At 59.3% G+C, this 24980-nt stretch carries 19 protein-coding genes and 3 pseudogenes; 10 read left to right on the plus strand and 12 right to left on the minus strand.

Annotation, left to right across the window (positions count from 1 at the left end; all coding sequences use genetic code 11):
- The first annotated feature begins 24 nt into the window (after positions 1–24).
- Positions 25–1197, plus strand: coding sequence for a sensor histidine kinase (locus F1563_RS02570; protein WP_002527459.1), 1173 nt, complete (start codon positions 25–27; stop codon positions 1195–1197).
- A gap of 116 nt (positions 1198–1313) precedes the next feature.
- Here the strand turns inward: F1563_RS02570 and recO are convergent, their stop codons facing one another.
- Positions 1314–2054, minus strand: coding sequence for a DNA repair protein RecO (gene recO / locus F1563_RS02575; RefSeq protein ID WP_002527460.1), 741 nt, complete (start codon positions 2052–2054; stop codon positions 1314–1316).
- A gap of 131 nt (positions 2055–2185) precedes the next feature.
- Between recO and F1563_RS02580 the strand changes: the two genes are divergently transcribed.
- Together F1563_RS02580 and F1563_RS02585 are read left to right on the plus strand one after the other, a co-directional pair.
- Positions 2186–2851, plus strand: a complete 666-nt coding sequence (locus tag F1563_RS02580) for a hypothetical protein (RefSeq protein WP_007433746.1) — start codon at positions 2186–2188, stop codon at positions 2849–2851.
- 101 nt (positions 2852–2952) lie between these two features.
- Positions 2953–3765 (plus strand): isoprenyl transferase, encoded by an 813-nt coding sequence (locus F1563_RS02585; RefSeq protein ID WP_081414862.1) that lies wholly within the window; start codon positions 2953–2955, stop codon positions 3763–3765.
- 4 nt (positions 3766–3769) lie between these two features.
- On the opposite strand, the gene leuA is transcribed toward F1563_RS02585, so the two are convergent.
- On the minus strand, positions 3770–5500 hold the full coding sequence (gene leuA / locus F1563_RS02590; protein WP_002527463.1) for a 2-isopropylmalate synthase: 1731 nt from the start codon (positions 5498–5500) through the stop codon (positions 3770–3772).
- 200 nt (positions 5501–5700) lie between these two features.
- Here leuA and F1563_RS02595 point away from each other — a divergent pair.
- Positions 5701–7192: pseudogene (locus tag F1563_RS02595) on the plus strand (amidohydrolase).
- 20 nt (positions 7193–7212) lie between these two features.
- Here F1563_RS02595 and era read toward each other — a convergent pair.
- Genes era through F1563_RS02620 form a run of 4 tightly spaced genes read right to left on the minus strand, consistent with a single transcriptional unit; the run spans position 7213 to position 11015 of the window.
- Positions 7213–8235 carry a GTPase Era gene (gene era / locus F1563_RS02605; RefSeq protein WP_007433743.1) on the minus strand — a complete coding sequence of 341 codons (1023 nt, stop codon included), beginning with the start codon at positions 8233–8235 and terminating at the stop codon, positions 7213–7215.
- A complete protein-coding gene (locus F1563_RS02610; RefSeq protein WP_007433742.1) occupies positions 8228–9526 on the minus strand; it encodes a hemolysin family protein in 1299 nt (432 codons plus the stop codon). The genes era and F1563_RS02610 overlap by 8 nt, the downstream gene beginning before the upstream one ends.
- A complete protein-coding gene (gene ybeY, locus F1563_RS02615; protein WP_002527468.1) occupies positions 9523–9990 on the minus strand; it encodes an rRNA maturation RNase YbeY in 468 nt (155 codons plus the stop codon). Before ybeY ends, F1563_RS02610 begins: the two co-directional genes overlap by 4 nt.
- A complete protein-coding gene (locus F1563_RS02620; protein ID WP_107528637.1) occupies positions 9987–11015 on the minus strand; it encodes a PhoH family protein in 1029 nt (342 codons plus the stop codon). Before F1563_RS02620 ends, ybeY begins: the two co-directional genes overlap by 4 nt.
- Positions 11016–11125: 110 nt before the next feature.
- Between F1563_RS02620 and F1563_RS02625 the strand changes: the two genes are divergently transcribed.
- The gene (locus F1563_RS02625; RefSeq protein WP_002527471.1) at positions 11126–12247 is read left to right on the plus strand and encodes a phosphotransferase; all 1122 of its coding nucleotides are present in this window, start codon (positions 11126–11128) and stop codon (positions 12245–12247) included.
- Between the two features lie 74 nt (positions 12248–12321).
- On the opposite strand, the pseudogene pip reads toward F1563_RS02625, so the two are convergent.
- Positions 12322–13330 (minus strand): annotated as a pseudogene (gene pip, locus F1563_RS02630) (prolyl aminopeptidase).
- 37 nt (positions 13331–13367) lie between these two features.
- On the opposite strand from pip, the gene F1563_RS02635 reads away from it, so the two are divergent.
- Positions 13368–14120: a queuosine precursor transporter gene (locus F1563_RS02635; RefSeq protein ID WP_002527474.1), complete on the plus strand. Its 753-nt coding sequence runs from the start codon at positions 13368–13370 to the stop codon at positions 14118–14120.
- A 188-nt stretch (positions 14121–14308) separates the two neighbouring features.
- Here F1563_RS02635 and F1563_RS02640 read toward each other — a convergent pair whose 3' ends face one another.
- From F1563_RS02640 to tgt, 5 genes and pseudogenes are all read right to left on the minus strand, one after another.
- Entirely contained in the window at positions 14309–15568 is a 1260-nt protein-coding gene (locus tag F1563_RS02640; protein ID WP_002546777.1) for an ABC transporter permease, read from the minus strand.
- Complete coding sequence (locus F1563_RS02645; protein WP_172623556.1) at positions 15565–16518, minus strand: ABC transporter ATP-binding protein; 954 nt, start codon at positions 16516–16518, stop codon at positions 15565–15567. The genes F1563_RS02640 and F1563_RS02645 overlap by 4 nt, the downstream gene beginning before the upstream one ends.
- Positions 16519–16628: 110 nt before the next feature.
- Positions 16629–17282, minus strand: a complete 654-nt coding sequence (locus tag F1563_RS02650) for a response regulator (RefSeq protein ID WP_002527478.1) — start codon at positions 17280–17282, stop codon at positions 16629–16631.
- Positions 17282–18644, minus strand: a pseudogene (locus F1563_RS13975) (sensor histidine kinase). Before F1563_RS13975 ends, F1563_RS02650 begins: the two are co-directional and overlap by 1 nt.
- Positions 18645–18750: 106 nt before the next feature.
- Positions 18751–19992, minus strand: a complete 1242-nt coding sequence (gene tgt, locus F1563_RS02665) for a tRNA guanosine(34) transglycosylase Tgt (protein ID WP_007433736.1) — start codon at positions 19990–19992, stop codon at positions 18751–18753.
- An 88-nt stretch (positions 19993–20080) separates the two neighbouring features.
- Between tgt and F1563_RS02670 the strand changes: the two genes are divergently transcribed.
- From F1563_RS02670 to F1563_RS02685, 4 genes are all read left to right on the plus strand, one after another.
- On the plus strand, positions 20081–20932 hold the full coding sequence (locus F1563_RS02670; RefSeq protein ID WP_002527482.1) for an EamA family transporter: 852 nt from the start codon (positions 20081–20083) through the stop codon (positions 20930–20932).
- A 42-nt stretch (positions 20933–20974) separates the two neighbouring features.
- On the plus strand, positions 20975–22192 hold the full coding sequence (locus tag F1563_RS02675) for a hypothetical protein (protein ID WP_002527483.1): 1218 nt from the start codon (positions 20975–20977) through the stop codon (positions 22190–22192).
- A 61-nt stretch (positions 22193–22253) separates the two neighbouring features.
- The gene (locus F1563_RS02680; protein WP_002527484.1) at positions 22254–24323 is read left to right on the plus strand and encodes a RecQ family ATP-dependent DNA helicase; all 2070 of its coding nucleotides are present in this window, start codon (positions 22254–22256) and stop codon (positions 24321–24323) included.
- Between the two features lie 213 nt (positions 24324–24536).
- Positions 24537–24938, plus strand: coding sequence for a DoxX family protein (locus F1563_RS02685; protein ID WP_002527485.1), 402 nt, complete (start codon positions 24537–24539; stop codon positions 24936–24938).
- Positions 24939–24980 lie beyond the last annotated feature (42 nt).

A 24980-nucleotide genomic window follows, 5' to 3' on the forward strand; every position in this document is an offset into this window, starting at 1 on the left:
TCCCGGCGGAGGAGTTTTGCGTAGATGAGTGGAGGTTCTGCAACGCACGCCTTCACCGAGAGGAAGCTCCCCGCTCGCACCGTCGGTGCGACCGCTGTGGCGATCATTGTTCTCGTGTTATCCGAGATTGATGACCTGCGTATTGCGATTCAATCAGATAACCATCCAAGAACTGTCGTCTGGCTTGTGGTGATTTATGTTTTGGGCATCGCCGCTATAGTTTGCTCAAAGTGGCCACAGGTTCAGGAGTTTTTGCTCCTTGTTTCCCTCATCGGCAGCGCCATTATCGGTAAGTTTGCGCTGGCTATTCCTCTGCTTGCCATCCTGGCCTTTTTAGGAAGTCATCGCAGTCTCAAACGCCATAGCCCCTTGGTCATCGTTGGTACCATCGTCCTCGCGTTGGAGTGGGCATTTCACCCGAAAGGCCCAGCGTGGAGTTCAGCACTCGCGGTGGCGTTAACTGCATCGGTAGTAGGCATTGCCTTCGGTTCTGCCTTCCGTTGGCTCGACAGGCGTCGTAAACAGGCCGAGGAGCAGGTTGCTGATGCCTTGAAACAGGCGGCTTATGCCCGTGAGGAGGAGCGTCAACAGCTGGCCGCTGAGCTCCACGACGTCGTAGCCAAAGACCTCACTGTTATCACCATGTTGGCTGGCTCCATGCGCCTCAACACCGCTGATGAGGACGTGGTCACGACCTCCAAATCAATCGAAACCACCTCGAGAACTGCCTTGGACGATCTCCAGCGTCTGCTTCTCGTGCTGCGTAACCGTGACCTCCCGCTCATCTCCTCTCCCACGCACGAGGACTCTGTCGAGGCTACGGTAGCCGTTATGGCCGCGCGACTGGAGACGCTCGGCTGGCATGTCGAATCGTCGGTCACATGCGCTCCGATGCCGGTAAGTGTCTCCGATGCCGTCAATCGAATCCTTGACGAGTCCACTGCCAATGCCATTAAGCACAACGGGCCCGCCACAGTCAAGATCACCGTCATGGATGATGGCGATGACGTCGTAGTAGCCGTCTCCAATCCCGTCACCGATTCGGACATAGAACCTGTTCGATCAACAGGAATGGGTATTGCTCGGCTCAAGGAACGCGTCTCCCTGCTTCGTGGCGAGATCTCTATCGGTCTGCGCAACGGTTGGTGGGTGGTTAGTGCCCGTATTCCACGCGCAAAACCAGTTCGCGAAACCTGATAATTCCCAAGAACAGCCCCTGCCAATTCCCGCGAACGACAATCAGCACCACGCCTACCGAAAAGTCGAATCGGGACTTGCCCCATCTACCGCGGGTAAGGGCGACTGATCTCCAATCAACGCTCCAGATAAGGCATTGATCGCAAACCACGATCCATATGCCACGACACAAATACTGCTACCAACCCGGAGCCCTCACGAACCCTCGGCCACGCAACGTCGCGGGTCGCAGTCCAGTCTCCCACCAGCAAGGCCCGTAGGTACGAAATCGTCTCCTGATGGGGATGAGGAGTCCCAGGTGGCTGACAATTGATGCACACCACACCCCCCAGGCTGGGCGAAAAACCCGGGTGTGGCCCAGGCGTCCTACACTGAACACAGTCGACCAGATCCGGGGCATACCCCGCCGCTGAGAGAGAGCGCAGCAGGTAAGAGTCCAGTACCATCTCGGGTGGCCGTGGACCATCCGTCGTCCCTTGACCAAGGACCCGTAACGCCCCCGCAAGCAGTCTGTACTGAGCCGGAGCTGGTTCACGGTCTACTGGCACCAGGTGATCGGCAGCTTCAACCATAACCTCAGCTGCCGTGAACAGGGCGTAGTCCTGCCGTAGCGGCGCTGAGTACGGATGCAGACATTCGACCTGGCTGATGACGTCGAGGTTGCGTCCCTGCACAAGCTGCAGGTCAACCAGATTGAACGGATCCAAACGAGCACCGAATTTGCTGGAGGTGCGTCGAACCCCTCGTGCCACCGCCCGGATTTTGCCGTGCTCGCGCGACAGCATCGAGACAATCCGGTCGGCCTCACCTAGTTTGTGCGTGCGCAAAACGACGGCTTGGTCACGGTAGGTGGGCATGACACCTATTGTCTCCCCACAATGGCGTATAGCCGAAACATGCAGGATCGCCGTGAGAGGGTAGGAGGTGTTCGTCGCAGGTCGACGTATCTCACCCAGTACCGCCAGTGCCCCCGTACCAGGAGATGCCCATGGATTCCTTTATCGCGCTGTTCGACAGCGTCTGGTACCTGGTGCTCGTTGCTGCTGTCAGCCCCGTCATGATCCTCAACGCGAACGCAGCAGTACACGGCCAGAAGCAGAATCACGGCTGGGCTTTCGTCTCTGGTGCCGGTTTGGTACTCGGGGCGGTCGGCGTCACGAGCTTTGGTTTGTTGGGAAACGCTGCGACCGGCTTCGCCTCGCGTCAGCTGGCGTCGCACGCCGTCGACCGTGTGCTGGGCGTCTTACTCTTCTTATTCGGGTGTTATCTGGGATGGAAGAAATGGGGATCCCACCGCGTCCAGAAATTTCGAGGTAAGAAAATCTCAGGCCCACGGTCCGCTGGAGCTCACGGCATGTTCACCTGGGGAGCTCTTGGGATGGCTACGAACTTCACCACCATTCCGCTGTTCATCTCGTCGAGTCAGCGCATCGGGAATGCCGACCTGCCACTCATCATCAGAATTCTGACGCTCATCATTTCCTGGTGGATCGTCCTCGTTCCGGCGTGGTTTCCCGTCGTTATTGACCGGTTGCGTCCCAATTCCTCGGGAATTTCTGGGAGAACTCGGGAACGTATCAGTCATTGGACGAGCGTCGCCTCGATCATTGCCTGCCTCGGCTCCGGAGTCATCATCATATGGACGTCCCTGTGACGGCGTTGAGGCCTTGAATTTCGGATAACTTTTCTTGGTTACCGTCCCGAGGATACCGGTCTGGATCCGCGGCAGCCCCCGACGCCACTACGCTATGATCCATGGCCCGAACCACATCGCGACCCCCGAAGCGCAGCCCACTGCCGCACTCGTCCGGGGCTCGTCCACCTGAACTGCCATCAGAACTTATCCCCCAACACGTCGCCATCGTCATGGACGGCAATGGACGTTGGGCCAAGCAGCGAGGTCTTAAGCGTACTGACGGTCACGCACGTGGCGAGGATGCCCTCTTCGATGTCATCGAGGGAGCCATCGAAATGGGTATTCCCTATTTGAGCGTCTATGCATTTTCCACCGAGAACTGGAAGCGCTCTCCCGACGAAGTTCGGTGGCTTATGGGCTTCAACCGCGATGTCATCCACCGCCGTCGCGATCAACTCGATGCCATGGGCGTGCGCATCCGCTGGGCCGGGCGCCGTCCCAAGCTGTGGAAGTCCGTTATCAAGGAATTGGAGTCAGCCGAGGAACAGTCAGCTGACAACACCGTCCTCACCCTCCAGTTCTGCGTCAACTACGGCGGTCGGGCCGAGATTGTTGACGCGGTGCGTGACATCGCCCGCTTGGTTGCTGAGGGCAAGATTGATCCCGATCACATCACGGAAAAAACCTTCCGGACTCACCTTGACGAGCCCGAGATCCCCGATGTCGACCTGTTCTGGCGTTCCTCCGGGGAACAGCGCACATCGAACTTCCTATTGTGGCAATCGGCCTACGCCGAGATGGTATTTTCCGACGTGTTGTGGCCCGACGTTGATCGCCGCGACCTGTGGGATGCAGTGGTGGAATACGCCAAGCGGGATCGGAGGTTTGGTGGGGCTGTCCCCAATGAAGTCAACCCCACCCCATCGTCATGAATCCCTAATCCAGGCGACGGGAGCGGTTCACCGCGCTGACGACCGCTTTGAGGGAGGCCTGGGTGATATCAGGGTCAATGCCAACTCCCCAAAGGATCTGTGAGGTTTCGCCGTCCCCAATTTCACATTCAACGTAGGCGGCGGCCTTTGCGGCATCCCCGGCCGTCATGGCGTGTTCGGAGTAGTCGAGCACTTGGACAACGATATCGAGACAAGCCAAAGCGTCGATGAATGCCGACACCGCACCATTGCCTTCGCCACGGATTTGAACATCATCTCCATCAATCCGAAGATTGGCGGTGAGCTGATGGGTCCCGGTCTCAGTGGACGTCATGCGGCTCACCAACTCGATACCGGGCACTTGCAAGTACTCGCGATTAAACAGATCCCAGATCTCGTCGTGGCTGACCTCACGGGCCTGGTCGTCGGTGTAGTGCTGCACAGCGCGGGAGAACTCAATCTGTAGACGACGCGGCAGATCGACTTGATGTTCAGTCTTCAAGAGGTAAGCCATGCCGCCTTTACCGGACTGGCTGTTGACGCGGATGACGGCTTCGTAGGTACGCCCGACATCGTGCGGATCGATGGGTAGGTACGGCACCTGCCAGGCTATCTCGTGGATACCGATGCCCTGTTCCTGGGCCTGGCGTTCGAGGTCCTCCAGGCCTTTCTTGATGGCGTCCTGGTGGGAACCTGAGAAAGCTGTGAAGACGAGGTCGCCGGCGTAAGGTTGACGTGTCGGCACCGGCAGTCCGGTGCAGTACTCGACGGTGCGGCGAATCTTCGGCATGTCAGAGAAGTCGATACCCGCGTCGATACCCTGGCTGACAAGGTTCATACCCAAGGTGACGAGGTCAACGTTGCCAGTACGCTCACCGTGGCCAAAAAGGCAGCCCTCGACACGATCGGCGCCCGCCATCTGAGCAAACTCGGCGGCCGCGACTGCGGTGCCACGGTCGTTGTGCGGGTGCAAAGAAACGCACACGTGCTCACGGTCGCGAATATTGCGACAGAAATACTCGATCTGGTCGGCGTAGGTGTTCGGCGTACTCACCTCGACGGTAGCCGGCAAGTTGAGGATGATCTCACGGTCAGGCCCGGGCTGCCAGACGCCCATAACGGAGTGGCATACCTCGAGGGCGAAGTCAGTGGGAGTCTGGCTAAAGATCTCCGGAGAGTACTCATAGCCGAACTCGACGTCACTGAGGTACTTCTCGGCGTACTTAACGACCCACTCGGTACCCCGGTGGGCGAGGTCGATGCACTGTCGTTCGTCAACCTTGAAAACGACGCGTCGGAAGAGCTCAGCGATCGCGTTGTACATGTGAATAGTGGCACGGTGAGCGCCGACTAAGCTCTGCGCAGTACGGTCAATGAGGTCCTCACGAGCCTGAGTCAGCACCGAGATGGTGACGTCCTCGGGAACAATGTCGGACTCGATGACCTGACGGACGAAGTCGAAATCGGTCTGAGAGGCTGAGGGGAAGCCAACTTCAATCTCCTTATACCCCATCCCAACGAGAAGTTCGAACATCCGCATCTTGCGGGCCGGGGTCATGGGATCAATGAGGGCCTGGTTGCCGTCACGCAAATCGGTGGACAGCCAACGCGGGGCATGGCCCAAGGTTTTGTCTGGCCAGGTGCGGTCAGGCAGCTTCTGCGGAACGAAAGGCTTGTTACGCTCGATAGGCATTGAACTGGTCAGCTGGCAGGGGCGGAGCTGGATTCCCGTCATGGTATCCCCCGTGGGTGATGTGTCGGGCAGCCCGATTACCCGCAGCGAGGAGGCCACCCTTTCAACGGGCCTCGCTACGGCACGCAAGGAGGAGTGCACTCGACATGACGGTCACAGTACACCGAATCGATCAAGCGTGGGATACTTCTCAAAACCGTTCAAGGTGCGACATCGTCCGCTGTCGGTGAGAGCATCTGGGTGTGTTGTTACTTCACGACGCCAGAATTCTCGATCTCATTGACGGGTCGGCAAGCGAACCCACCGACGTGCTGCTGTCGGATCGCGTCCTTGCACTCGGCCCCGATGCGCAGCAGCAAGCCAATAGTGTGAAGGTGCGAAGCATTGATCTTAATGGTCGGCTCCTCATGCCTGGTTTGTGGGACGAGCACGTCCACGTCGGACAGCGGGCGTTGGCGACACGAAAGTTCCGTGTCAGCCAAACCGCAAGCTGCGAGACGGTGCTCGAGGAGGTCGCCACCCACGTCAGACGGCGTGATGACAGCGACGAGCCGATCCTGCAGGGATTCGGGTTCCGTCCCTCGCTATGGGGCTCAAACCCTGACGCCCGTCAGCTTGACACCGTCACCGGTGATCGTGCCGTCGTCCTCGTCTCCGCGGATCTGCATTCCTCGTGGTGTAATACCGCGGCTATGCGCAAACTCGGTATCGAGGGAGATGGATTTCTGCGTGAGCAGACCAGTTTCGATGTCCAAACCCAGCTCTCGCACGTCGATCCTCATGTTTTGGACGGTTGGGTGGGAAGCTGCAGCGGCGCCGCGGCACGCCTAGGAATCACTGGCATCCGCGATATGGAGTTCAACACCGATGTGGAGACGTGGCTACGGCGCGAAGCCGATGGTCGGTGTCCGCTACGGGTCGAGGTGAGTGTGTATCCGGAACGGCTGGATGAGGCAATTGCCCAGAGATTAGCTACTGGCCAGTCCCCCGTCACTGATAAGCCTGGCCCAAGCCGAGTGGCTATGGGCCCGCTCAAGGTCATCGTCGATGGGTCGATGTCGACGCGCACTGCCTGGTGCATGGACTCTTACCCGACAGGCGGCGGGCCCAACGGGGCCGGAATTGACTCAGTAAGGCCGGAGGATCTGGTCAACCTTATGAGGCGAGCTAAATCTGCCAACCTTCAGTGCGCGGCCCACGCCATTGGAGACCGAGCGGTCAAAGAGGTCCTCAACGCCTTCGAGGTGACCGGGGTCTCCGGTCCCATCGAACACGCTCAGGTGCTCACCGACGAAGACGTTCCCCGTTTTGCGGCTCTCGGGGTGCGAGTGAGCGTCCAACCCCCTACACCTTATCGACGATCGAGACGCTACCGACGTCATGTGGGCTGACCGCGCCGACCGCTGTTTCCGGTTCGCCGACATGGTGCGTGCCGGGACCGAGTTGTCGCTGGGATCAGACGCCCCAGTCTCCCCTATCGATCCGTGGGGTGCGATCCGAGTGGCTGTCGAAAGAACCAATGACCAGCGCCCACGTCGGCACCCCGAACAAGCCCTCACCCTGTCCCAGGCCATTATGGCCAGCACTCGTCACGTGGCTCAGGTAGTTCAGGGCGGGCCAGGAGACGTCATCGCTGTAGCCCACAACCCCTTCGACCTATCCGGTGACGCGTTGGCAGGCCTCACTAGCGACCTGACGGTCGTCGGCGGAGAGGTGACGGCCGCAGCCCTATAAGACCGCCACCTCCCGATAACTCAGAACCCCAACCGATTGAGGTATTTCGGGTCGGACTGCCAGTTCGGCAACACCTTGACCTGGAGGTCTAAGTGGGTTGGTGTTCCCAACAGGGCCGCGATCTGTCGTCTGGCGTGGGTACGGACCTGCTTGATATGGGAACCATGGTGACCGATCATGATGCCCTTCTGGGAATCACGTTCCACGATGAGGGATGCGTAGACGTCCAGTAGGGGATGATCGTCCGGCTGACCCTCTCGGAGCCCCATTTCCACGATCTCCACGGCCAGAGAGTGAGGAAGCTCCTCGCGCACGCCTTCAAGCGCTGCCTCACGGATCAGCTCGGCGACAAGGGTATCAGTCGGTTCGTCGGTCACCTCGCCGTCAGGATAGTAGGCCGGTCCTTCCGGTAGCAGAGAGACGATGGCGTCACGAACCTCGTCGACCTGCTCACCGGAAACAGCGGAGCACGGGATGATTTCAGCGAATTCAATGCCGACCTCCTCCTGCAACTTGCCAATAGCGACCAGATGCTCAGCCATCCGCGCCTTGGACACAAGGTCGGACTTCGTTGCCAGAGCGATAAGCGTGGGACGCCGAGGAAAATCGGCGATCTGGGAGACAAGGTAGGTATCCCCTGGCCCGATCCGCTGGTTGGAGGGCAAACACACTCCAATGACGTCGACCTGGGTCCAGGTGTCGAAGACCAGGTCGTTAAGTCGCTGGCCCAGCAGGGTGCGCGGCTTATGGAGACCGGGGGTGTCGATGACGACGATCTGGGACTTCTCGCCAGTAACTACGCCACGGATGACATGACGGGTGGTCTGGGGCTTCGAGGAGGCAATGGCGATTTTCGAGCCGACCAAGGCGTTCGTGAGGGTCGACTTACCGGCATTTGGGCGCCCGACGAAGCACACGAAGCCGGAGTGGAATCCGGCACGGGTAGATTCAGCCACCCTCGCGGCAACATAATCGACGACGGAAATCTCCTCGTCATCGCCGTCCATGAGATCAGCCAGCGAGGGCATCTCGTCGTCACTCATCATTATCCTCCTGTTCGGGGGTTGCCTCGGGAGCGCGCTTCACCAAGCAGGTATCCACCTGGTGACGTCGACCGGTCGCCTTCTCTGCGGTGATCTCTAGCCCCTCCCAGATGATGACAGATCCCGGGATGGGCACGACGGACAGTTCCTTGGCCATAAGGCCACCAACCGTCTCGACGTCGTCATCGTCGACCTTAAGGTCAAACAGTTCTCCTAGGTCATCGACCGGCAAACGCGAGGAAATACGGAAGACACCATCTTTGATCTCTTCGGTAAGGGTCGGCTCGGCGTCGTATTCGTCAACAATCTCGCCAACGATCTCCTCGACAATGTCCTCGATCGTCACCAAGCCAGCCGTACCGCCAAACTCGTCGACGACAATGACGAGATGGTTGCGGTCTCGCTGCATTTCGTGCAGCACTTGGTCGACCGGTTTAGAGTCTGGGCAGAGCACAGCAGGCCGCATAATTGATTCGACGCTTTCGGTAGCATAACCGTCAGGATTGTCGAGCACTCGCCGAGAAAGGTCCTTGAGATAGGCGATGCCACGGATGTCGTCGAAACCTTCGCCGACGACCGGAACCCGGGAGAAGCCAGATCGCAGGGCCAAGGTCAAGGCCTGACGCAGATTCTTAGTCCGGGGAATATAAACCACGTCGGTGCGCGGAACCATGACCTCCTTCGTGAGGGTGTCACCCAGCTCGAATACTGAGTGAATCATTTCCCGCTCGCCGGCCTCAATGAGGTCCGAGGCCTCGGCGTAGTCGACCATCTCGCGCAGCTCAGCCTCAGAAGTGAAGGGGCCCTCGGCGTATCCCTTGCCGGGAGTCAGGGCATTGCCGATGAGAATTAGCAGGGCCGCGATGGGGCCGAGGACGTGGGCAAGCACTCCCCAGGGACGCGACCAAAAGGTGCAGATATTGGTGTCATGTTGGCGCCCCAAGGTGCGCGGAGCCACTCCCCATGTCAAGAAGTCAACGAGCACCATGATCGCCACGACGATGAACACCTGTTGCCAGAGCAGGTCGAAGTGGCTGAAAATAAGCAGCGCAACAAGTGCCGTCGCCGTCACCTCGGAAATAACCCTCACCAGCATCGCGGTATTGATGAAGGGTGCCGGGTCGGCAACCATGTCAAGCACCCGTTGATGAGCAGCCTTACCGTCGGCAGCAAGCTCCTCGGCCTTCGAATGGGACATGTGCTGAAGGGCCGTCTCCATAGCCACATTGAGACTTGCCAACACTGTGAAAACGAAGGCGATCGCCAGAACGAGCCATTCTTGCTGTGTCACCACTGACCTGTCTGTTCTCGATGATCATCCCATGCCGCGATGATTTCGTCATTGAGTCCGAACATGACGCGCTTCTCTTCGGGTTCGGCATGGTCGTGGCCGAGCAGGTGCAACAATCCGTGGATGAGGAGGTATTCCGCCTCCCCATCGGGGGTGCGACCGTTCTCAGCGGCTTGCCGAGCTGTAACTGTCGGACACAGCACGATGTCACCGAGTAGCCCGGAGGGCGGGTCCTCGCGGTCGACGGGAGCACGCATCTCGTCCATCGGGAAGCTCAGGACGTCGGTCGGCCCGGGAAGACCCATGAACTTTTCGTGGTAGGCCTCCATCGTTTGCTCGTCGATGAGGATGATCGATAGCTCCGACGAGGGGTGGATGCGCAACCAATCAAGGGCAAATGTCGCCAGACCGACGAGTCCCTCCTCATCGGCCGGGGAGCCAGACTCATTAGTGATGTCGATCATCGGGTCTTCCTGTTCTTGCGCGGATTTTTGGCGCCATACGGCTCGGTGACGATGTCGTAACGGTCGTAGGCGGCGACGATTTTGCCCACCAGACGGTGGCGGACAACATCGCGGCTGGTGAGGTTACAGAAAGCGATGTCGTCGATGCCGTCGAGGATGCCCTGCACTACTCGTAGCCCAGACTTCACACCGGGGGGCAGATCGACCTGGGTGACGTCGCCAGTGACGACGATCTTTGAACCGAAACCGAGGCGAGTGAGAAACATCTTCATCTGCTGCGGTGAGGTGTTTTGGGCCTCATCCAAGATGACGAAGGCGTCATTGAGAGTGCGGCCCCGCATGTAGGCCAACGGTGCCACCTCAACAGTTCCGGCACTAAGAAGACGTGGCACAGTATCGGAGTCGACCATATCGTGTAGGGCATCGTAGAGCGGGCGCAAATAGGGGTCAATCTTCTCCGACAAGGTACCAGGTAAGTAACCGATTTTCTCTCCCGCCTCAACGGCCGGACGAGTGAGGATAATCCGGCTCACCTGCTTGGTCTGGAGAGCTTGCATTGCTTTGGCCATTGCCAGATATGTCTTACCCGTGCCAGCCGGACCGAGGCCAAAGGTGACGGTGTTGGCGTCGATCGCGTCAACATACCGCTTCTGGTTCAGGGTTTTAGGACGAACTATCTTGCCGCGGTTTTTGAGGACGTCCGCCGTCATGACTTCGGCCGGGCCTTCTCCATTGCGGGTCATGGCCACGACCCGGTCGACATCATCGACGGACAGGCTCTGACCGGTACGGATGATCGTCATCATCTCCGACAGAATGTCGCCGGCATCGACCAGATCTGCGGGATGCCCCGCGAGGTGAATCTCATTACCGCGTACCAGAATATCGGCATCCAGGGCGTCCTCGAGACGTTTGAGGAATTCATCATTGGGCCCGACTAGGGTCACCATGGGAATCGATGTAGGCACCGCGACAACGCGCCGCGCCGCGCCTTCTTTGCCAGTATCGGTGTTGTGAGTCTGCAAAGTTGTGGTCAGGGTTCTCTCCGGTGTGACGGGAATGTGTACCCTCCTACTGTAGACGTAGCCAACGACGGCGCAGCGCGCTGGCAGGTGCAGCGTGCCAGGAGGTAGTGATGGGACGGGGCTGGCTCGACGATGCGGCATTCACCCTGGGTACTGAATTGTCATTGGACAAGGTACTTCGCGAAGGGGTGCGCACCAGCGTGGCCCGGTGCTGGGTGGATGGTTCTACGACGGCCTCTTCGGGCGCGCGAATGGTTGTGGCGAAATGTTTCCGATCAACATCGATGGCGCACAATTCCGGCGGACTGGGGATTGTCCGGGAGGTAGCTGGTTTGGGCTGTCTGCCGGAGGCACCGCGGCTATACGCCGCCGACCTCGATCTAGGCGTAGTGGTCATGGAGAATGTGCCGGGGACGACCTTAGAAACGATCTTGGCCGGCAACGACCCCTCAGCTGCTCTCACTGCCGCTGAGATGTGGGGACGGGCGATGGCGTCTGTTATGGCGGCATCGATGCGGGAGGCGTCTGATCGGCAGGTAAGCAACGAGGTCATCCCAGCGTTCCAGGATGCCGTCCGTTGCCTTGACCCACGGACGCGCTCGGCGGGTGGCCCAGCCTCACCCCGTCTGCCAGGGAGGGGCCTACAGAAAATGTGCGCGGCACTAGAGATCGAGGTACCCGATGATGCGGAGCTCGAATTGTTTGAGTTACTGCGCGGGACCGACGGGGCCGAGGTCGTCACCCAAGCTGACCCGAGCCCCGGCAATGTGCTCGTCGCCGACGATAAAGCCAGATTTGTCGACTACGAAGCGACCTCCGTTCACCATCCGGCAGTTGACGTCGTCAACCTAATCATGCCGTGGAGCAGTTGTGATGGGCTCGTTGGAGTCCCCGCAGAGTTCGTTGACGCCGTCCGCGAAGAATTCCTGAGCGGGTCTCGTTATGCAGGTTCCTGGTTGTCCGATGAACCGATGATCGGTCTGGCAGGTACGGCCGCCACCCTTCAACTCACCGAGCTGTCTTTGGACTCTCTTCGTCGACACCATCTGAATCAACGGGGCGACATGGCTAAGAGTGCGATGGTGTACCGCTGGACATGGGCGGCAACACATGGAGTGCTGACACCTGTTACCGCGGATCTATGCGGGCGAATGGCGCATCGCGCAGTCCACGACTGGGGATGGCCCGAGCATCCGACTGTCGCGAACTGTTTCGCCCCGGTTCCGCTGTGACCTCCTTAAGGTCCAGTCGATTTGACCGTGAGTACATGGTCAAATCGACTGGACCTTCGCCCGCCATCCCTCAATCATCGCCAGGCGAACTCGTCACACACCTTCACCAGTTCGGAGGCAATCAACGGCTCGAACGCAGAGTGACCTGCCATCACGATTCGCAGGTCGACGCTCGGCAGAACCCGCGATAAATCGACAGCCGTGATGTCAGGGCAGCACATGTCGTAGCGGCCCTGGACGATAACCATCGGGATGTCGGCCAGCTTGTGGGCGTTACGCAGCAGCTGTCCCTCGACCATGAACCCGTGATTGACGAAGTAGTGGTTCTCAATGCGGGCGAAGGCCAGTGCGAAGTTCGGATCCGAGAACTCCTCAACGTGAGACGGATCGAAGGACAACGAGGTTGTCGCACCCTCCCACGTCGTCCAGGCCACCGCAGCGGGACCGTGGACGCCGGGATTGTCATCCCAAAGCAGGTCGTAGTAGGCGGCGATGTTGTCGCGAGAGAAGTCATACCCAGCACGGCGCAACGGCTCACAGAACTTGTCCCATAATTCAGGGAAGACCTCGGAGGCACCGAAGTTGTAGTACCAGTCCAACTCCTGTTCACGCAGGGTAAAGATGCCGCGAAGCACAAGTTCAGTTACACGATCAGGGTGGGTCTCGGCGTAGGCCAACGACAGGCAGGATCCCCATGATCCGCCAAAGACCTGCCAGCGCTCAATGCCGAGCAGCTCCCGGATCGTCTCGAGGTCCTCAACAAGTTTCCACGTCGTGTTGGTAGCTATCTCGCCTGGTGTTCGGGCCTGAGAAATGTGCGGGGTCGACGAACCGCAACCCCGCTGATCCAAGACAACAATACGGTAGGCATCGGGGTTAAAAAAAGCGACGTCGCTCGGTACCACCACCGCCGCCAGGGCCACCATGGAGGAAGACTACTGGTTTGCCATCAGGGTTGCCGCACTGCTCGACGTAGAGCTGCTGGCCGTCACCCACGTCCACCATTCGGGTGTCGTAGGGTTCGATCGGCGGATAGAGATCCCGCTGCGGGGTGATGTCCAACTCCGAGGTGGCAAGGGTCACGGAAACCTCCTGTGGTCATAGTCGTCACCTCGATGATATGCGCCAACACAGTTACCATTTCGCCGTGACGTCAGACTCCACCAGCCACAAATTATCTGCGACAGTTCGCCCTGCGTATGCCGATCGAGGGTCGGGACATTACGACATCCTGCTCACCCTCATGTGTGTGGTAGTCATCCTGTCGAATATCGGCGGTTCGAAGGGGGTGCAGCTCGGTCCCATCACTACCGACGGCGGCTTCTTCCTGTTCCCGCTGGCCTACGTCATGGGAGACATCACCACCGAGATCTACGGGATTAAGGCCGCGCGCCGCGCAATCATCATGGGGTTTATCTGCGCAATTCTCTCCGTGCTGTGTTTCTGGGCCATCATCGCCCTCCCCGGATTCACCGACTCCTACTCGGTGTCCCATGACGCCGCCCTCGAGATAGCGCTCGGTCCGCTGTGGCAGATGGTGCTTGCCGGAGTATGCGGATTCCTCGCCGGGCAGTTCACGAATTCAGTCATCATGGTTCGGCTCAAGGCCAAGTGGCTGGAGCGCGGTTTGGTCGGTCGATTGATGGGGTCCACCGGTGCCGGTGAAGCCGTCGACACTATCATCTTCTGCGCCATTGCCGCCCCGGTTGTCGGGATCAGTAGTTTCGGCCAGTGGTGCAACTACGCCTTCTTCGGGTTCCTGTGGAAGACCCTCGCTGAGTACGCCTGCGTCCCCATCACGACCCGGGTTATTGCCTGGATCAAGAAGCATGAGCCGAGCTATCAGGAAAAACTGACCCATCAAGAGGGCTAGCCCTTTCCATGGTCTGACGGAATCACAGAGGTGGTTGCGAAGCCACGCCACAGCAGCCGGGGACGGGCAGACCCTTAGCGGAACTATTTCTGGTGCAGCGCTGTCATTCAACTACCGAGGTTTTCTGTTCGTTCCTGTCAAAGAACATCGATAGCAGCGTCACCATCACCGCTCAGATCGGAGAGGGGCTAGGCAACCGACTCGTCCTGACGCCATGCCTTTCGCAAGCTGACGCGACCCCCGGTCTGCAGGATGGAGCGTCGATAGATCCTCTCCCCCACCAACACGGCTCCCACCGTGAAGCCAATCGTCACTAGGATCGAGAGGACCGGCTCCCACCATGCGGCATTTCCAATTGACATCCGTAGCGGCATCCATACCACCGAGGCTATCGGCACGTAGCTACCGACACGGCCACTAATACCGTCCAGGTTCGACATCGAGAACACCACCCAGGCGTACACCGCCATGATGAGGTACATCACCGGTGATGCTGTTACCTGAACATCCTCGGTACGGGATGCCAAGGCACCGGCTGCCGCAAAAAGACTGGCCAAGGCGACGAAGCCCACCAGGAAGAACACCAGAAACCACATCACCGACCACGACAGCGCTGCAGTAACGAAGTATGACCACGACGAAAACGACAGTGCGAGCAATCCTCCTGCACAGATGATGATGAGTTCCCCAAAAGCTAACACCGTGTTGCCCACGAGCTTGCCAAAGAGCAGATGCCGGGCACGCATCGCTGTCAATAGGATTTCCACGATTCGCGACTGCTTCTCCTCAACAACGGACCCAGCAATCACGTACCCAAACTGCACCGCCAGCACCATAAACAACACTCCGGTGACCATTCCCACCACCGGTGCGATCACTGAGTGGTCCTTCCCATCGGCCTTGATCTGACCGGTCTTCAGCGACATTCTTGAGGTGAGAGATTTCGGGTCAATACCGGCAGCCTTGGCGCTGTCTGCCACGACAGTCGAAGCAACGGCCGACGACATTGCTCGGGTCGCGGACTCACGATCTGAGGGGGTGTCGACGTATCCGTCGAGGCGCCACTGACCACCCTTGCGGTACAAGTAGACGAGGTCGTCGTCCTGTTGCAGTCTCTGACGGGCCTCAGCCTGATTGGCCACCCGGACCGCCTCGACGGTGTCCGACGCCCCCTGCGATGACAAGTCATGCTGGGCCGCCGAGACAACAGCGGCCGCACGGTCATCTGTCACTATGACTCGGTTATGGTCGGATCCCGAATCGAACAGGGACGACAGCAAGGGCGCCCCTATGATGATCACCAGGGTGATGAGCATCGAAATGACAAATCCTTTGTCGCGCAACTTCACATCAATTTCGCGTGCAGCAACAGTGCGCCACGCTGATGCCGAGCGAGTCTTGAACGCCGGGGTTGTCCTGAATGTGGATTTGGGCATGGGATTAGTCATGACTGGGCCACCTCTCGGTAGATCTCGCCCAGGCTAGGGCGAATACGGGACAATTCGACGAGACCGCCGCGCTTCATCGTCTCGGAGACAATGAGGTCGAGGAGACGGCCAATCCGATTAGGCTCGTCGGTATCAGGCTGGTCGGAATGCGGGAATTCGATGATGGCTGTAGTGCCGTCGATGTCGATGGCGGTTAGCCCCGGCACCGACCGCAGCCAGCCCACATCACCACGACCTTCCACGCGGTATCGCAGCGGACCAACGTCACGCAATTCCTCGGTGGTGCCATTGGCCACCATCCGGCCATGGTGCAAGATCACCATGCGGTCACAGAGCCGATCGATGAGGTCGAGCTGGTGAGAGCTAAAGAGCACCGGAACCCCCCGCGCGGTCTGCTCACGCAGCACATTGGCCATGGCGTCGACGGCGACCGGGTCCAACCCCGAGAACGGCTCATCAAGGATAAGAGCAGCCGGTCTGGCCAGTAAGGACGCCGTCACCTGAACTCTTTGCTGGTTGCCCAAAGACAGCTTCTGCACCTGTTCGCGAGCACGATCAGCCAGACCGAACCTCTCCAGGTACTCCATCGCCTCAATGCGCGCGGCCTGCGCTGATTCTCCCTTGATTCGGGCCAGATAGACCAGTTGATCGATGACCGGCTGCTTGGGATACAGCCCTCTTTCCTCCGGCATGTAGCCGATAGCGCATCGGTGTGCAGCCGTGATCGGTTGCCCCGACCACGACACCCGCCCCGAAGTGGGCGAGAGTACCCCGACGATCATGCGCATCGTCGTCGTCTTGCCAGCGCCATTGGCTCCGACGAATCCCGTCATCTGGCCCGCCGGGATCTCAAAATCCAAATGATCGACGGCCACCAAATCCCCAAAGGTCCGGGTGAGTCCCTCGACCTGGATCGAGACGGGGTTTGCTAAGCCGGTGTCCTGTTCCATCACCTCTCCTACTGTGTCGACGCTCGTGTTGGACGCATACTTGAATTTCCCAACCACATGACCATGACACTCGATCGGCAGCGACCGGCACACCGGCCGCACGACGGATTTCAGCTCGATTCGGATTCCCCCACATGAATGAGCCCCGACTCGTAGGCCAATACGACGAGTTGCACCCGGTCACGTAGATCACACTTGGTCAGGCAACTAGACACGTGGGTCTTGACAGTGGCCTCGGAAACAGTGAGTTCAGCGGCGATTTCGGCATTAGAGAGTCCCCGCGCTACCAATCTGGTCACCTCGATCTCTCGGGAGGTCAGATTTTCGACCCGTCGATCTAGTTTGGCGAGTCGGGAAGCTGATCTCGCTATCACCCGACGAGTGACCTCGGGAGCAAGCAGAGCATGGCCTTCGGCGACTTGTCTCAACCCCGTCACCAGCAAATCGGCCTCAGCGTTCTTAAGCATGAATCCACTGGCTCCGGCATCCAAAGCGTCAAAGAGGTAATCGTCACGGTCGAAGGTCGTAAGGATAACGATCTTGACGTCACTGAATTCCCTGATTCGCGTGGTGGCCTCGATGCCGTCCATGACGGGCATCTGAACATCCATAAGAACGACGTCCGGAGTAGCCTGCCGCACCACGTCGATCGCCTCAACACCATTGGACGCCTCCGCGACCACCGTGATGTCAGGCTCGGCTGCAAGAATGAGACGAAATCCTTGTCGGACCAGTTTCTGGTCGTCCGCAAGCGCGATGCGCATCAGTCCTCCTGCGGCATATTGTTGACTTGCCAGTTCGTCGTACGGGCATCTGGAGTACCTGCTCCCGACATCCTGTGCTCTTTCACAGCTTCGCCATCCCCAGCCCGGCTGCGAATAGGGATGACGGCCCGGACTCGCCATCCACCAATCCTGCGAGGCCCGACCTCGAGGGTGCCACCTAAAGCTTCAACTCGCTCGGACATACCGATAATTCCTACACCTGTGGAAGGCACGGAGTGGACGGGACGGCCATTGTCGGTAACCTCGACCTCGACCGAGTTCTCATCGCAGCGCCCAGATACGGTCACCTCGCTGGCGCTGGAATGGGCCTCCACATTATTGAGGGACTCCTGAACGATCCGGTAACAGGTATGCCCTTGCAATGGGCCCACTATGGAGTCATCCCCAACTCGCAGTAGTCGGACCTCGGCCCGCCGAGGGGCCGCGCAGAGACGATCCACGTCCGCCAGGCCGAGTTGGACGCCGGCTTCATCCCGGTCCCGCAGCGATCCTAGCAAGGAACGCATTTCGGCTACTGCTTCCCGGGATTCCGATTCCACCGTCGATAATGCTTCTTTCGCCAAGGTCAAATCGACGCCGAGAGCGCGACGCACCCCAGCGGCATGAATGCCGATGATCGATACATGATGAGCCACTGAATCATGCATCTCCCGAGCGATCCTCAGCCTTTCGGCGAGAACGGCTTGCTCAGCAAGCTGGTTACGCTGTCGTCGATCGTCGCCGCCTGACTCCTCAAATTGGCCAGGTCACGGGCCCACAGCCACGATACCTGGCCGACGAGGGCCGCGCCCACCACGAAGGGATATTGACGACGACATAGGTAAGGACGAGGTAAATAATCTCGTCCCCTTTACTGTCAGGGCTGATAGCCCTCAGCCGTTCACTCAACGAGTGGCCGAAGGCCAGGACGACCGTAACCCACCCCATAATCACAACGAATACCCCAAGCATCGACCCCCAAGCAGCACGCCGGGTTCGTGCCCAAACCATCAAGGAATAATAGGAAAAGAAGAATGCCAGGGTAGAAGCCCAATTATTGACCATGTACGGCGTCACGTAGGTGCCAACAATCCAAATGAGAGTTACGCCAGCGGCCGACGCGATCGGCAGCCTCCGACGGAGGAAGAAAACCACGGCCAAACCAGCTACAACAATGACGTCACAGGATCCCAAATCACCCAGATGATTCTGCACAGCGGCAATCAACACCCCCGCCGCACCAACAGCTAAAGCCACTAATACTCCGACGACCGCGTCGACAATCGGCACCAGCCCTACAATTGGAATCCGCCAAGTCTTCCCCTCTGGCACCCGACGATGCCACATATCATCCATTGCCATGAAGGACACGACCGACTCACGCACACATCAGAGCTTAACGATCAGCGCTAGGCGTCTCCTCCGTCATGAGGATGAGATTTGCCCGTTACCTTATGAATAGTCTCGATCAACCGACTCGCGCCAGCCGACCACCATTAGCGTTCCATCGACCCATGAACTCGACCTCAAAAGCATCGAGGTCCCCGCTACGCATGGCAACCCGGATCTGGTCGACCAGTCTCACCGTCCAACGTTCATTGTGGATGGTTGCCAAAGTGTTGGCAAGCATCTCCTTGGCCTTAAAGAGATGGTGGATATAGGCGCGGGAATAGTGGGTACATGTGTAGCAGTCGCAACCGTCCTCTAATGGGCCGAAGTCTCGCCGAAACCGGGCTGTATCGACGTTATAACGCCCATCAACGGTGTAAATGGCGGCGTTGCGGGCCACCCGGGAGGGGTTAACGCAATCGAAAGTGTCAGCTCCCGCGCGACAAGCAGCGAAGAGGTCATCAGGCTCCGAGATCCCCAGCAGATGACGAGGACGGTCCTCGGGAAGCTCCTCGGCACACCACGTGACGATGCGTCCTAGGTTCACCTTCTCGATTGCTCCACCCAGGCCGAAGCCGTCAAAGCGCTGACCGTCAACGTCCATGGCGGCCAGATCGCGGCAAGCCTTGCGACGCAGATCCTCGTACTGGGCCCCCTGAATGACTCCATAGAGGGCCTGATAGGGCTTTTCAGGCCGAACCTCGGTGAGACGACGATGCTCGGCCAGACAACGCTCGGCCCAGCGTCGGGTGCGCTCCAAGGCCTCCTCTTGGTAGGCGCGGGTATTCATAAGAATGGTCAACTCGTCAAAGGCCATCATGACGTCGGCGCCAAGGTGGTGCTGAATCCCCATTGATACCTCGGGGGTAAAACGGTGCGAGTCGCCATTGAGGGGATTACGGAAGGTGACACCGTCGTCATCGACCATAGCCTTGCGATCGGCATCGGCTGCGATAACGTCGGCCTGCGTAAGCTGGGAAACGTCCATCGCGAGGGTCTTCTTGAACCCAGCGCCAAGGCTAAGCACCTGGAAGCCACCCGAGTCAGTGAAGGTCGGGCCAGACCAGTTCATGAACCGCCCGAGTCCCCCCGCCTCGTCGACGAGTTCCGGACCAGGTCGTAAGAAGAGGTGATACGCGTTGGCCAGCACCGCCTGGGCACCTAGCTGCGCCACCGATTCAGGCAACAGGGACTTGACGGTCGCCTTAGTCCCGACGACCACAAAAGCGGGAGTCTCGATAGAACCATGCGGGGTGTGAATGATCCCGGTGCGCCCGCAAGCATCGTCCAGACGAGACGTGACCTCGAAGTCAAATGGCATGGTCGCCATTCTTGCAGGATGTCCGAATCTCGTCGTCACCTCAGGTTCGCAAGCCCACCCAGGTAGTGAACTTGGCAACCACGTCGTTATGGTGGCGTTTATGCGCGGAGCGATCTTGGTGTTCATGGCCATCCTCTCGGTGCAGTTCGGGGGTGCTTTCGCTGCGACCCTCATCCCCCGTATTGGAGCGTTGGGCACTGTGGCGCTGCGGATGTCCTTGGCGGCGATCCTCCTCGCGCCGATCGTCCAGCCCCGCATGAAGGGCCACACCTGCGCTGACTGGAGGAAGGTGTTGGCCCTGACCATCGCCTTGACTGGCATGAATACCGTGTTCTACTTCTCGCTGGAACGCCTGCCCCTCGGTGTCGCGGTCACCGTTGAGTTTCTGGGGCCATTGGGCATGGCAGCCCTCGGAAGCCGATCCTTACGCGACTGGCTCGCCATCCTGCTGGCTCTGTGCGGAGTTGTGGGAGTCTCGGGTGCGCTTACCGCCGACTGGGCCCACCTCAGTTTCCTCGGTCTGGTGCTCGCCCTCACCGCAGGTGTTTTCTGGACCCTCTACGCCAAGTCCGCCCAGTTAGTTGGGATGAACTGGTCGAAGCTGGAGGGGTTGTGGTGGGCCATCCTGTTCAGTTCGCTCGTGCTGGTGCCATCCGGTTTCGCTACTGCGGGGATACACCTCGTCGCGCCGTACAGCCTCCTTGCTGGTGCGGTTGTGGCCGTAATGTCGTCGGCCCTGCCCTACAGCCTGGAAATGTATGCGCTGCGCCACATCGACACCACGGTCTACGGCGTCCTGACTGGTGTCGAGCCAGCCGTCGCCGCAGTCGCAGGATTCCTCATCCTTGGCCAGAACCTCACCGTGCCGCAAATGCTCGGGATGGCATTCGTCATCACCGCAGCCTGGCTCGTCATGGCCCGCGGTCGACAACGGAAGTGACTAGGCTGGCGGCAACGGATCACGACCTCGAAAGGACCATCGATGGACGTCAACTCCCGTGCGCTTGAACCGCGCGGTCTGGAGAAGGTGACCAAACTCATCGACAGAGGGGTGCACATTCCGAATCCGCTGACCGTCGACATTGATGAGGCAGTCGACATCGACAACATCAGTAGTGATGGGGTGATCATCGGGCCCGGATGCCGAATCCGTGGCCGTCGGACCGTCATCTCGGCCGGATGTGTGCTCGGAGATGAAGTCCCCATGACGATCCAGGACTGCCAACTTGGCACCGATGTCAAGCTCAAAGGTGGGTTTGCCCAGGATGCCGTCTTCTTAGCTGGTTCGAATATGGGTTCAGGGGCCCACGTCCGAGCGGGAACTATACTCGAAGAGGAAGCTGGCGGGGCGCACACTGTCGGCCTCAAACAAACCATCCTCATGCCCTTTGTCACCTTGGGAAGTCTCATCAACTTCTGTGACGTCCTTATGGCCGGTGGCACCTCGAGCTCCAACCACTCCGAGGTCGGTTCCTCTTACATTCATTTCAACTTCACTCCCGACGGTGACAAGACGACAGCCTCCCTTTTCGGTGATGTACCGCACGGAGTGTTGCTTAACCGTCATCCGATCTTCCTCGGTGGTCAGGGAGGCACCGTTGGGCCAGTAAGGGCTGGGTTCGGCACTGTCGTCGGGGCTGGATCGATCCTGCGTGACGACGTCGTCGACGAAGACCAGCTCGTGCTGTCTGCTCCCCCAGCTGGGCGTCAGCGTCCCCTCGTCCCAAACAGTTACGGCAAGCTCGATCGCATCATCTCTCATAACGTCACGTATCTGGGCAACCTGTCTGCTCTGCAGGCCTGGTACTACCAGATTCGTCGTCTCTTCATGTCCCGTGACCGCCTCTCCGGACTAGTCTGGCAAGGCGCTCTCGACAACCTCGTCTCAGCACGACAAGAGCGAGTCAAGCGGCTCAAGTCTCTCATCAGCAAGGTTCAGCCGACCGACGCCGGGCGTGCCCAACTCATCGAGAACGCTGACGCATTCCTCACGTCCCTCGACGCGGTCGACTCCCCTGCTCCAGCCGAGATTGTGCGACACTGCGGCGCCGCTGCCAATGCTGGCGGCGAATACCTCGACGTAATCCAGGCTCTTGACGAGACCGCCCGAGATCAGGTTGTCGCATGGTTAACGGGAATCGTCACTGCCCAGCAAGACCAGGCACAAAAAGTTATTGAGCACTTGCCTTTGCCTTTCTGACAACGCTGTTCTCCTGCTGCGGCGGAGCCGTCCTATGAAACTGTCATGAGCCCCAGAGACAATGGCAGCAGAAGGAGGGGCCATGACGGCAGACACCGAAGCAGTACCGAACACACAGAATTTGCGAGCCCAAGGGCTGGCCATCCTTCGCCGTCTCGTCGGTCGCGCCGATGCTGATTTCCACCCCGGCCAATGGGAGGCAATCGAGGCTCTCGTCGCTCATAACCGTCGAGCGCTCGTCGTCCAGCGCACCGGCTGGGGAAAGTCGGCGGTGTACTTTGTTGCTACCCTGCTTCAGCGTGCCATGGGTTCGGGACCCACCCTCATCGTGTCACCCCTCATCGCCCTCATGCGCGATCAAGTGGCTGCCGCAACACGGGCTGGAGTGCGCACGGCGGCGATCTCGTCAGCGAATGCCACCGAGTGGTCCAAAATTGCCCAACGCCTCGACGCTGACGATCTCGATATCCTCTTGGTATCCCCCGAACGCCTCGTCAATCCCACATTCGCCAGTCGGCAACTACCCGAGTTGGTGAAGAGAATGGGCATGTTGGTTATTGACGAGGCCCATTGCATCTCAGACTGGGGACACGACTTTCGTCCTGATTATCGACGCATTCGCACACTGGTTTCCGCGCTGCCGCTCACGATTCCAGTACTCGCAACGACAGCAACCGCAAACTCGCGTGTCGTCGAGGATGTGGCCGAGCAAATTGCCCCCAGCTCTGATGATGTGTTCATCCTACGTGGGCCACTAGCCCGGGCATCACTGCGGCTCGGAGTCCTCAATTTGCCTGATCCCTCCAACCGGCTCGGTTGGCTCGTCCAGCACCTCGGTGAGCTTCCGGGGTCGGGAATCATCTACTGCCTAACTGTGTCGACGGCCGAAGATACCGCCCGAGCTCTGGCAATGGCCGGTCACAATGTGAAGGAGTACACCGGGCGTACCGATGCCGAAGCAAGGAGCGACCTTGAGGAAGCGCTGCGCGATAACCAGGTCAAAGCCTTAGTGGCAACCAGCGCCTTAGGTATGGGATTCGATAAGCCGTTGCTTCCCGGCCCAGAGGATCCCGACATCTGGAGCTACTTCGCCACTGCTTCGATGCCGACCCAGGAACGAGCTGATGGTGTGCTCGAAGCTCTAGCTGGCGGCCAAGTGCTTTCTATCCCGGCACTGGAGACGCGGGTCAACATGAGGCGTAGCCAGTTGGGGTTACTGCTGAAGATCATGGCCGTTGACGGCTCAGTTACGAAAGTCCGAGATGGGTGGCAGGCCACTGGCAAGCCGTGGGTGCTCGATACTGAGCGATACGAACGTATCTACTTGTCACGACTCGGGGAGCAGCAGGCCATGCTCGACTACGAGCACTCACAGACCTGTCGCATGACCTTTCTCACTAGGCAGCTTGACGATCCGTCGACGACCCCATGCGGACGCTGCGACGTCTGTGCTGGCCAGTGGTACCCAACTGGCGTCAATCGGTCAGCCTATGAAACCGCCATTGAGTCCCTGCGGAGGGTGGGGGTTCCGGTAGAGCCACGCACCACCTGGCCATCGGGAATGGATGCCCTCCAGGTAGGGCTGAAAGGGCGCATTCCTGCCGAGGAAATTGCTGAAGAGGGTCGTGTCATTGCCAGACTCACTGATCTTGGTTGGGGAGAGGCACTGCGCGCACTACTGCGCTCCGACACCGATGGTGTCCCTATCGACGCCGAGATCACCTCGACGTTGGCGCAGGCGTGCTTACAGGTGTTGGCCGAATGGGATTGGGAGCAGCGACCAGCCGCGGTCGTGCGCGTCCCGTCACGTACCCGTCCGCATCTCATTGATTCACTGGCTTCGGGGATTGCCCGGGTCGGCCGACTGCAAGACCTTGGCTGGCTCGATCTGGCAGAGGGAGCCAGTCGCCTCCAGTCGTCCACCAACTCGGCCTACCGACTCCGTGACGTCCATGATCGATTCAGCGTCGGGCCGGAACTGATGTCTCGACTATCTCATCTTGGCGGGGCGTCGGTCCTCCTTGTCGACGATGTCATCTCTAGCCGATGGACCATGACAATCGCTGCACGGTCGTTGAGACGAGCTGGAGCCGGGCACGTTTTCCCACTGGCTCTCGCCCTTTCTGCTTAACTCTCATCTCTGCAACCGTGACCGCCACCGAATTGTGGCCCCGAAAATCGAGGTGCTCAAACCGTAAAACGGCAACGAGACGTGATGCTCGATCGACAAAAGGGGGATTCATCACCTACACGCGAACGTTGCCGTCCCAACGAGCCCCTCACCGCGCATGGCGAGCCACTATGGGGCACGATAGAAATAGCATCAAACCAGCCAGGAGGATCAATGTCTTTTGCCAAGTTCACCGCCCGTTCCCTATTGTCTGCCATCTTCATCACCGGCGGCCTCGGGGAATTTAAGAAGGCCGATCAGCTTTCCGGAGTTGTCGACGGGTTGCTCGCCAAGCTCCCCGAGTCGGCCCGCTCTCAGATCCCTGAGGTTGACTCTGAGTTGCTGGTCAAGGTCAACGGAGCCTCCATGCTGACCGCTGGCTCCCTGCTGGCACTCGGCATCAAACCTCGACTGGCCGCCACCGTCTTAGCAGCCCAGCTCGTCCCGGTCACCGCTGCTGGTCACGCCTTCTGGGAGAAGGAAGGCGCCGAGAAGCAGGGTGATCAGATCCAGTTCTTCAAGAATCTTGGCCTTATTGGTGGTTTACTCGCCGTCGCGCTTGATGGCGCTAAGTAAGCCTTCGCCCGAACGGAGCATACGGGGTCGGACAGATGTCAT

Origin of the sequence: Cutibacterium modestum, from assembly GCF_008326345.1 — a bacterium.
Classification (GTDB): domain Bacteria; phylum Actinomycetota; class Actinomycetes; order Propionibacteriales; family Propionibacteriaceae; genus Cutibacterium; species Cutibacterium modestum.

Excerpts from the sequence above, each read along its gene's own strand:
- ybeY (WP_002527468.1), bottom strand. The coding sequence starts at position 9,990 with ATGATCGACATCACTAATGAGTCTGGCTCCCCGGCCGATGAGGAGGGA.
- era (WP_007433743.1), bottom strand. The coding sequence starts at position 8,235 with ATGAGTGACGACGAGATGCCCTCGCTGGCTGATCTCATGGACGGCGAT.
- F1563_RS02650 (WP_002527478.1), bottom strand. The coding sequence starts at position 17,282 with ATGCGCATCGCGCTTGCGGACGACCAGAAACTGGTCCGACAAGGATTT.
- F1563_RS02685 (WP_002527485.1), top strand. The coding sequence starts at position 24,537 with ATGTCTTTTGCCAAGTTCACCGCCCGTTCCCTATTGTCTGCCATCTTC.
- F1563_RS02645 (WP_172623556.1), bottom strand. The coding sequence starts at position 16,518 with ATGGAACAGGACACCGGCTTAGCAAACCCCGTCTCGATCCAGGTCGAG.
- F1563_RS02585 (WP_081414862.1), top strand. The coding sequence starts at position 2,953 with ATGGCCCGAACCACATCGCGACCCCCGAAGCGCAGCCCACTGCCGCAC.
- F1563_RS02570 (WP_002527459.1), top strand. The coding sequence starts at position 25 with ATGAGTGGAGGTTCTGCAACGCACGCCTTCACCGAGAGGAAGCTCCCC.
- F1563_RS02680 (WP_002527484.1), top strand. The coding sequence starts at position 22,254 with ATGGCAGCAGAAGGAGGGGCCATGACGGCAGACACCGAAGCAGTACCG.
- leuA (WP_002527463.1), bottom strand. The coding sequence starts at position 5,500 with ATGACGGGAATCCAGCTCCGCCCCTGCCAGCTGACCAGTTCAATGCCT.
- F1563_RS02675 (WP_002527483.1), top strand. The coding sequence starts at position 20,975 with ATGGACGTCAACTCCCGTGCGCTTGAACCGCGCGGTCTGGAGAAGGTG.
- F1563_RS02640 (WP_002546777.1), bottom strand. The coding sequence starts at position 15,568 with ATGACTAATCCCATGCCCAAATCCACATTCAGGACAACCCCGGCGTTC.
- recO (WP_002527460.1), bottom strand. The coding sequence starts at position 2,054 with ATGCCCACCTACCGTGACCAAGCCGTCGTTTTGCGCACGCACAAACTA.
- F1563_RS02635 (WP_002527474.1), top strand. The coding sequence starts at position 13,368 with ATGCGCCAACACAGTTACCATTTCGCCGTGACGTCAGACTCCACCAGC.
- F1563_RS02580 (WP_007433746.1), top strand. The coding sequence starts at position 2,186 with ATGGATTCCTTTATCGCGCTGTTCGACAGCGTCTGGTACCTGGTGCTC.
- F1563_RS02670 (WP_002527482.1), top strand. The coding sequence starts at position 20,081 with ATGGTGGCGTTTATGCGCGGAGCGATCTTGGTGTTCATGGCCATCCTC.
- tgt (WP_007433736.1), bottom strand. The coding sequence starts at position 19,992 with ATGCCATTTGACTTCGAGGTCACGTCTCGTCTGGACGATGCTTGCGGG.
- F1563_RS02625 (WP_002527471.1), top strand. The coding sequence starts at position 11,126 with ATGGGACGGGGCTGGCTCGACGATGCGGCATTCACCCTGGGTACTGAA.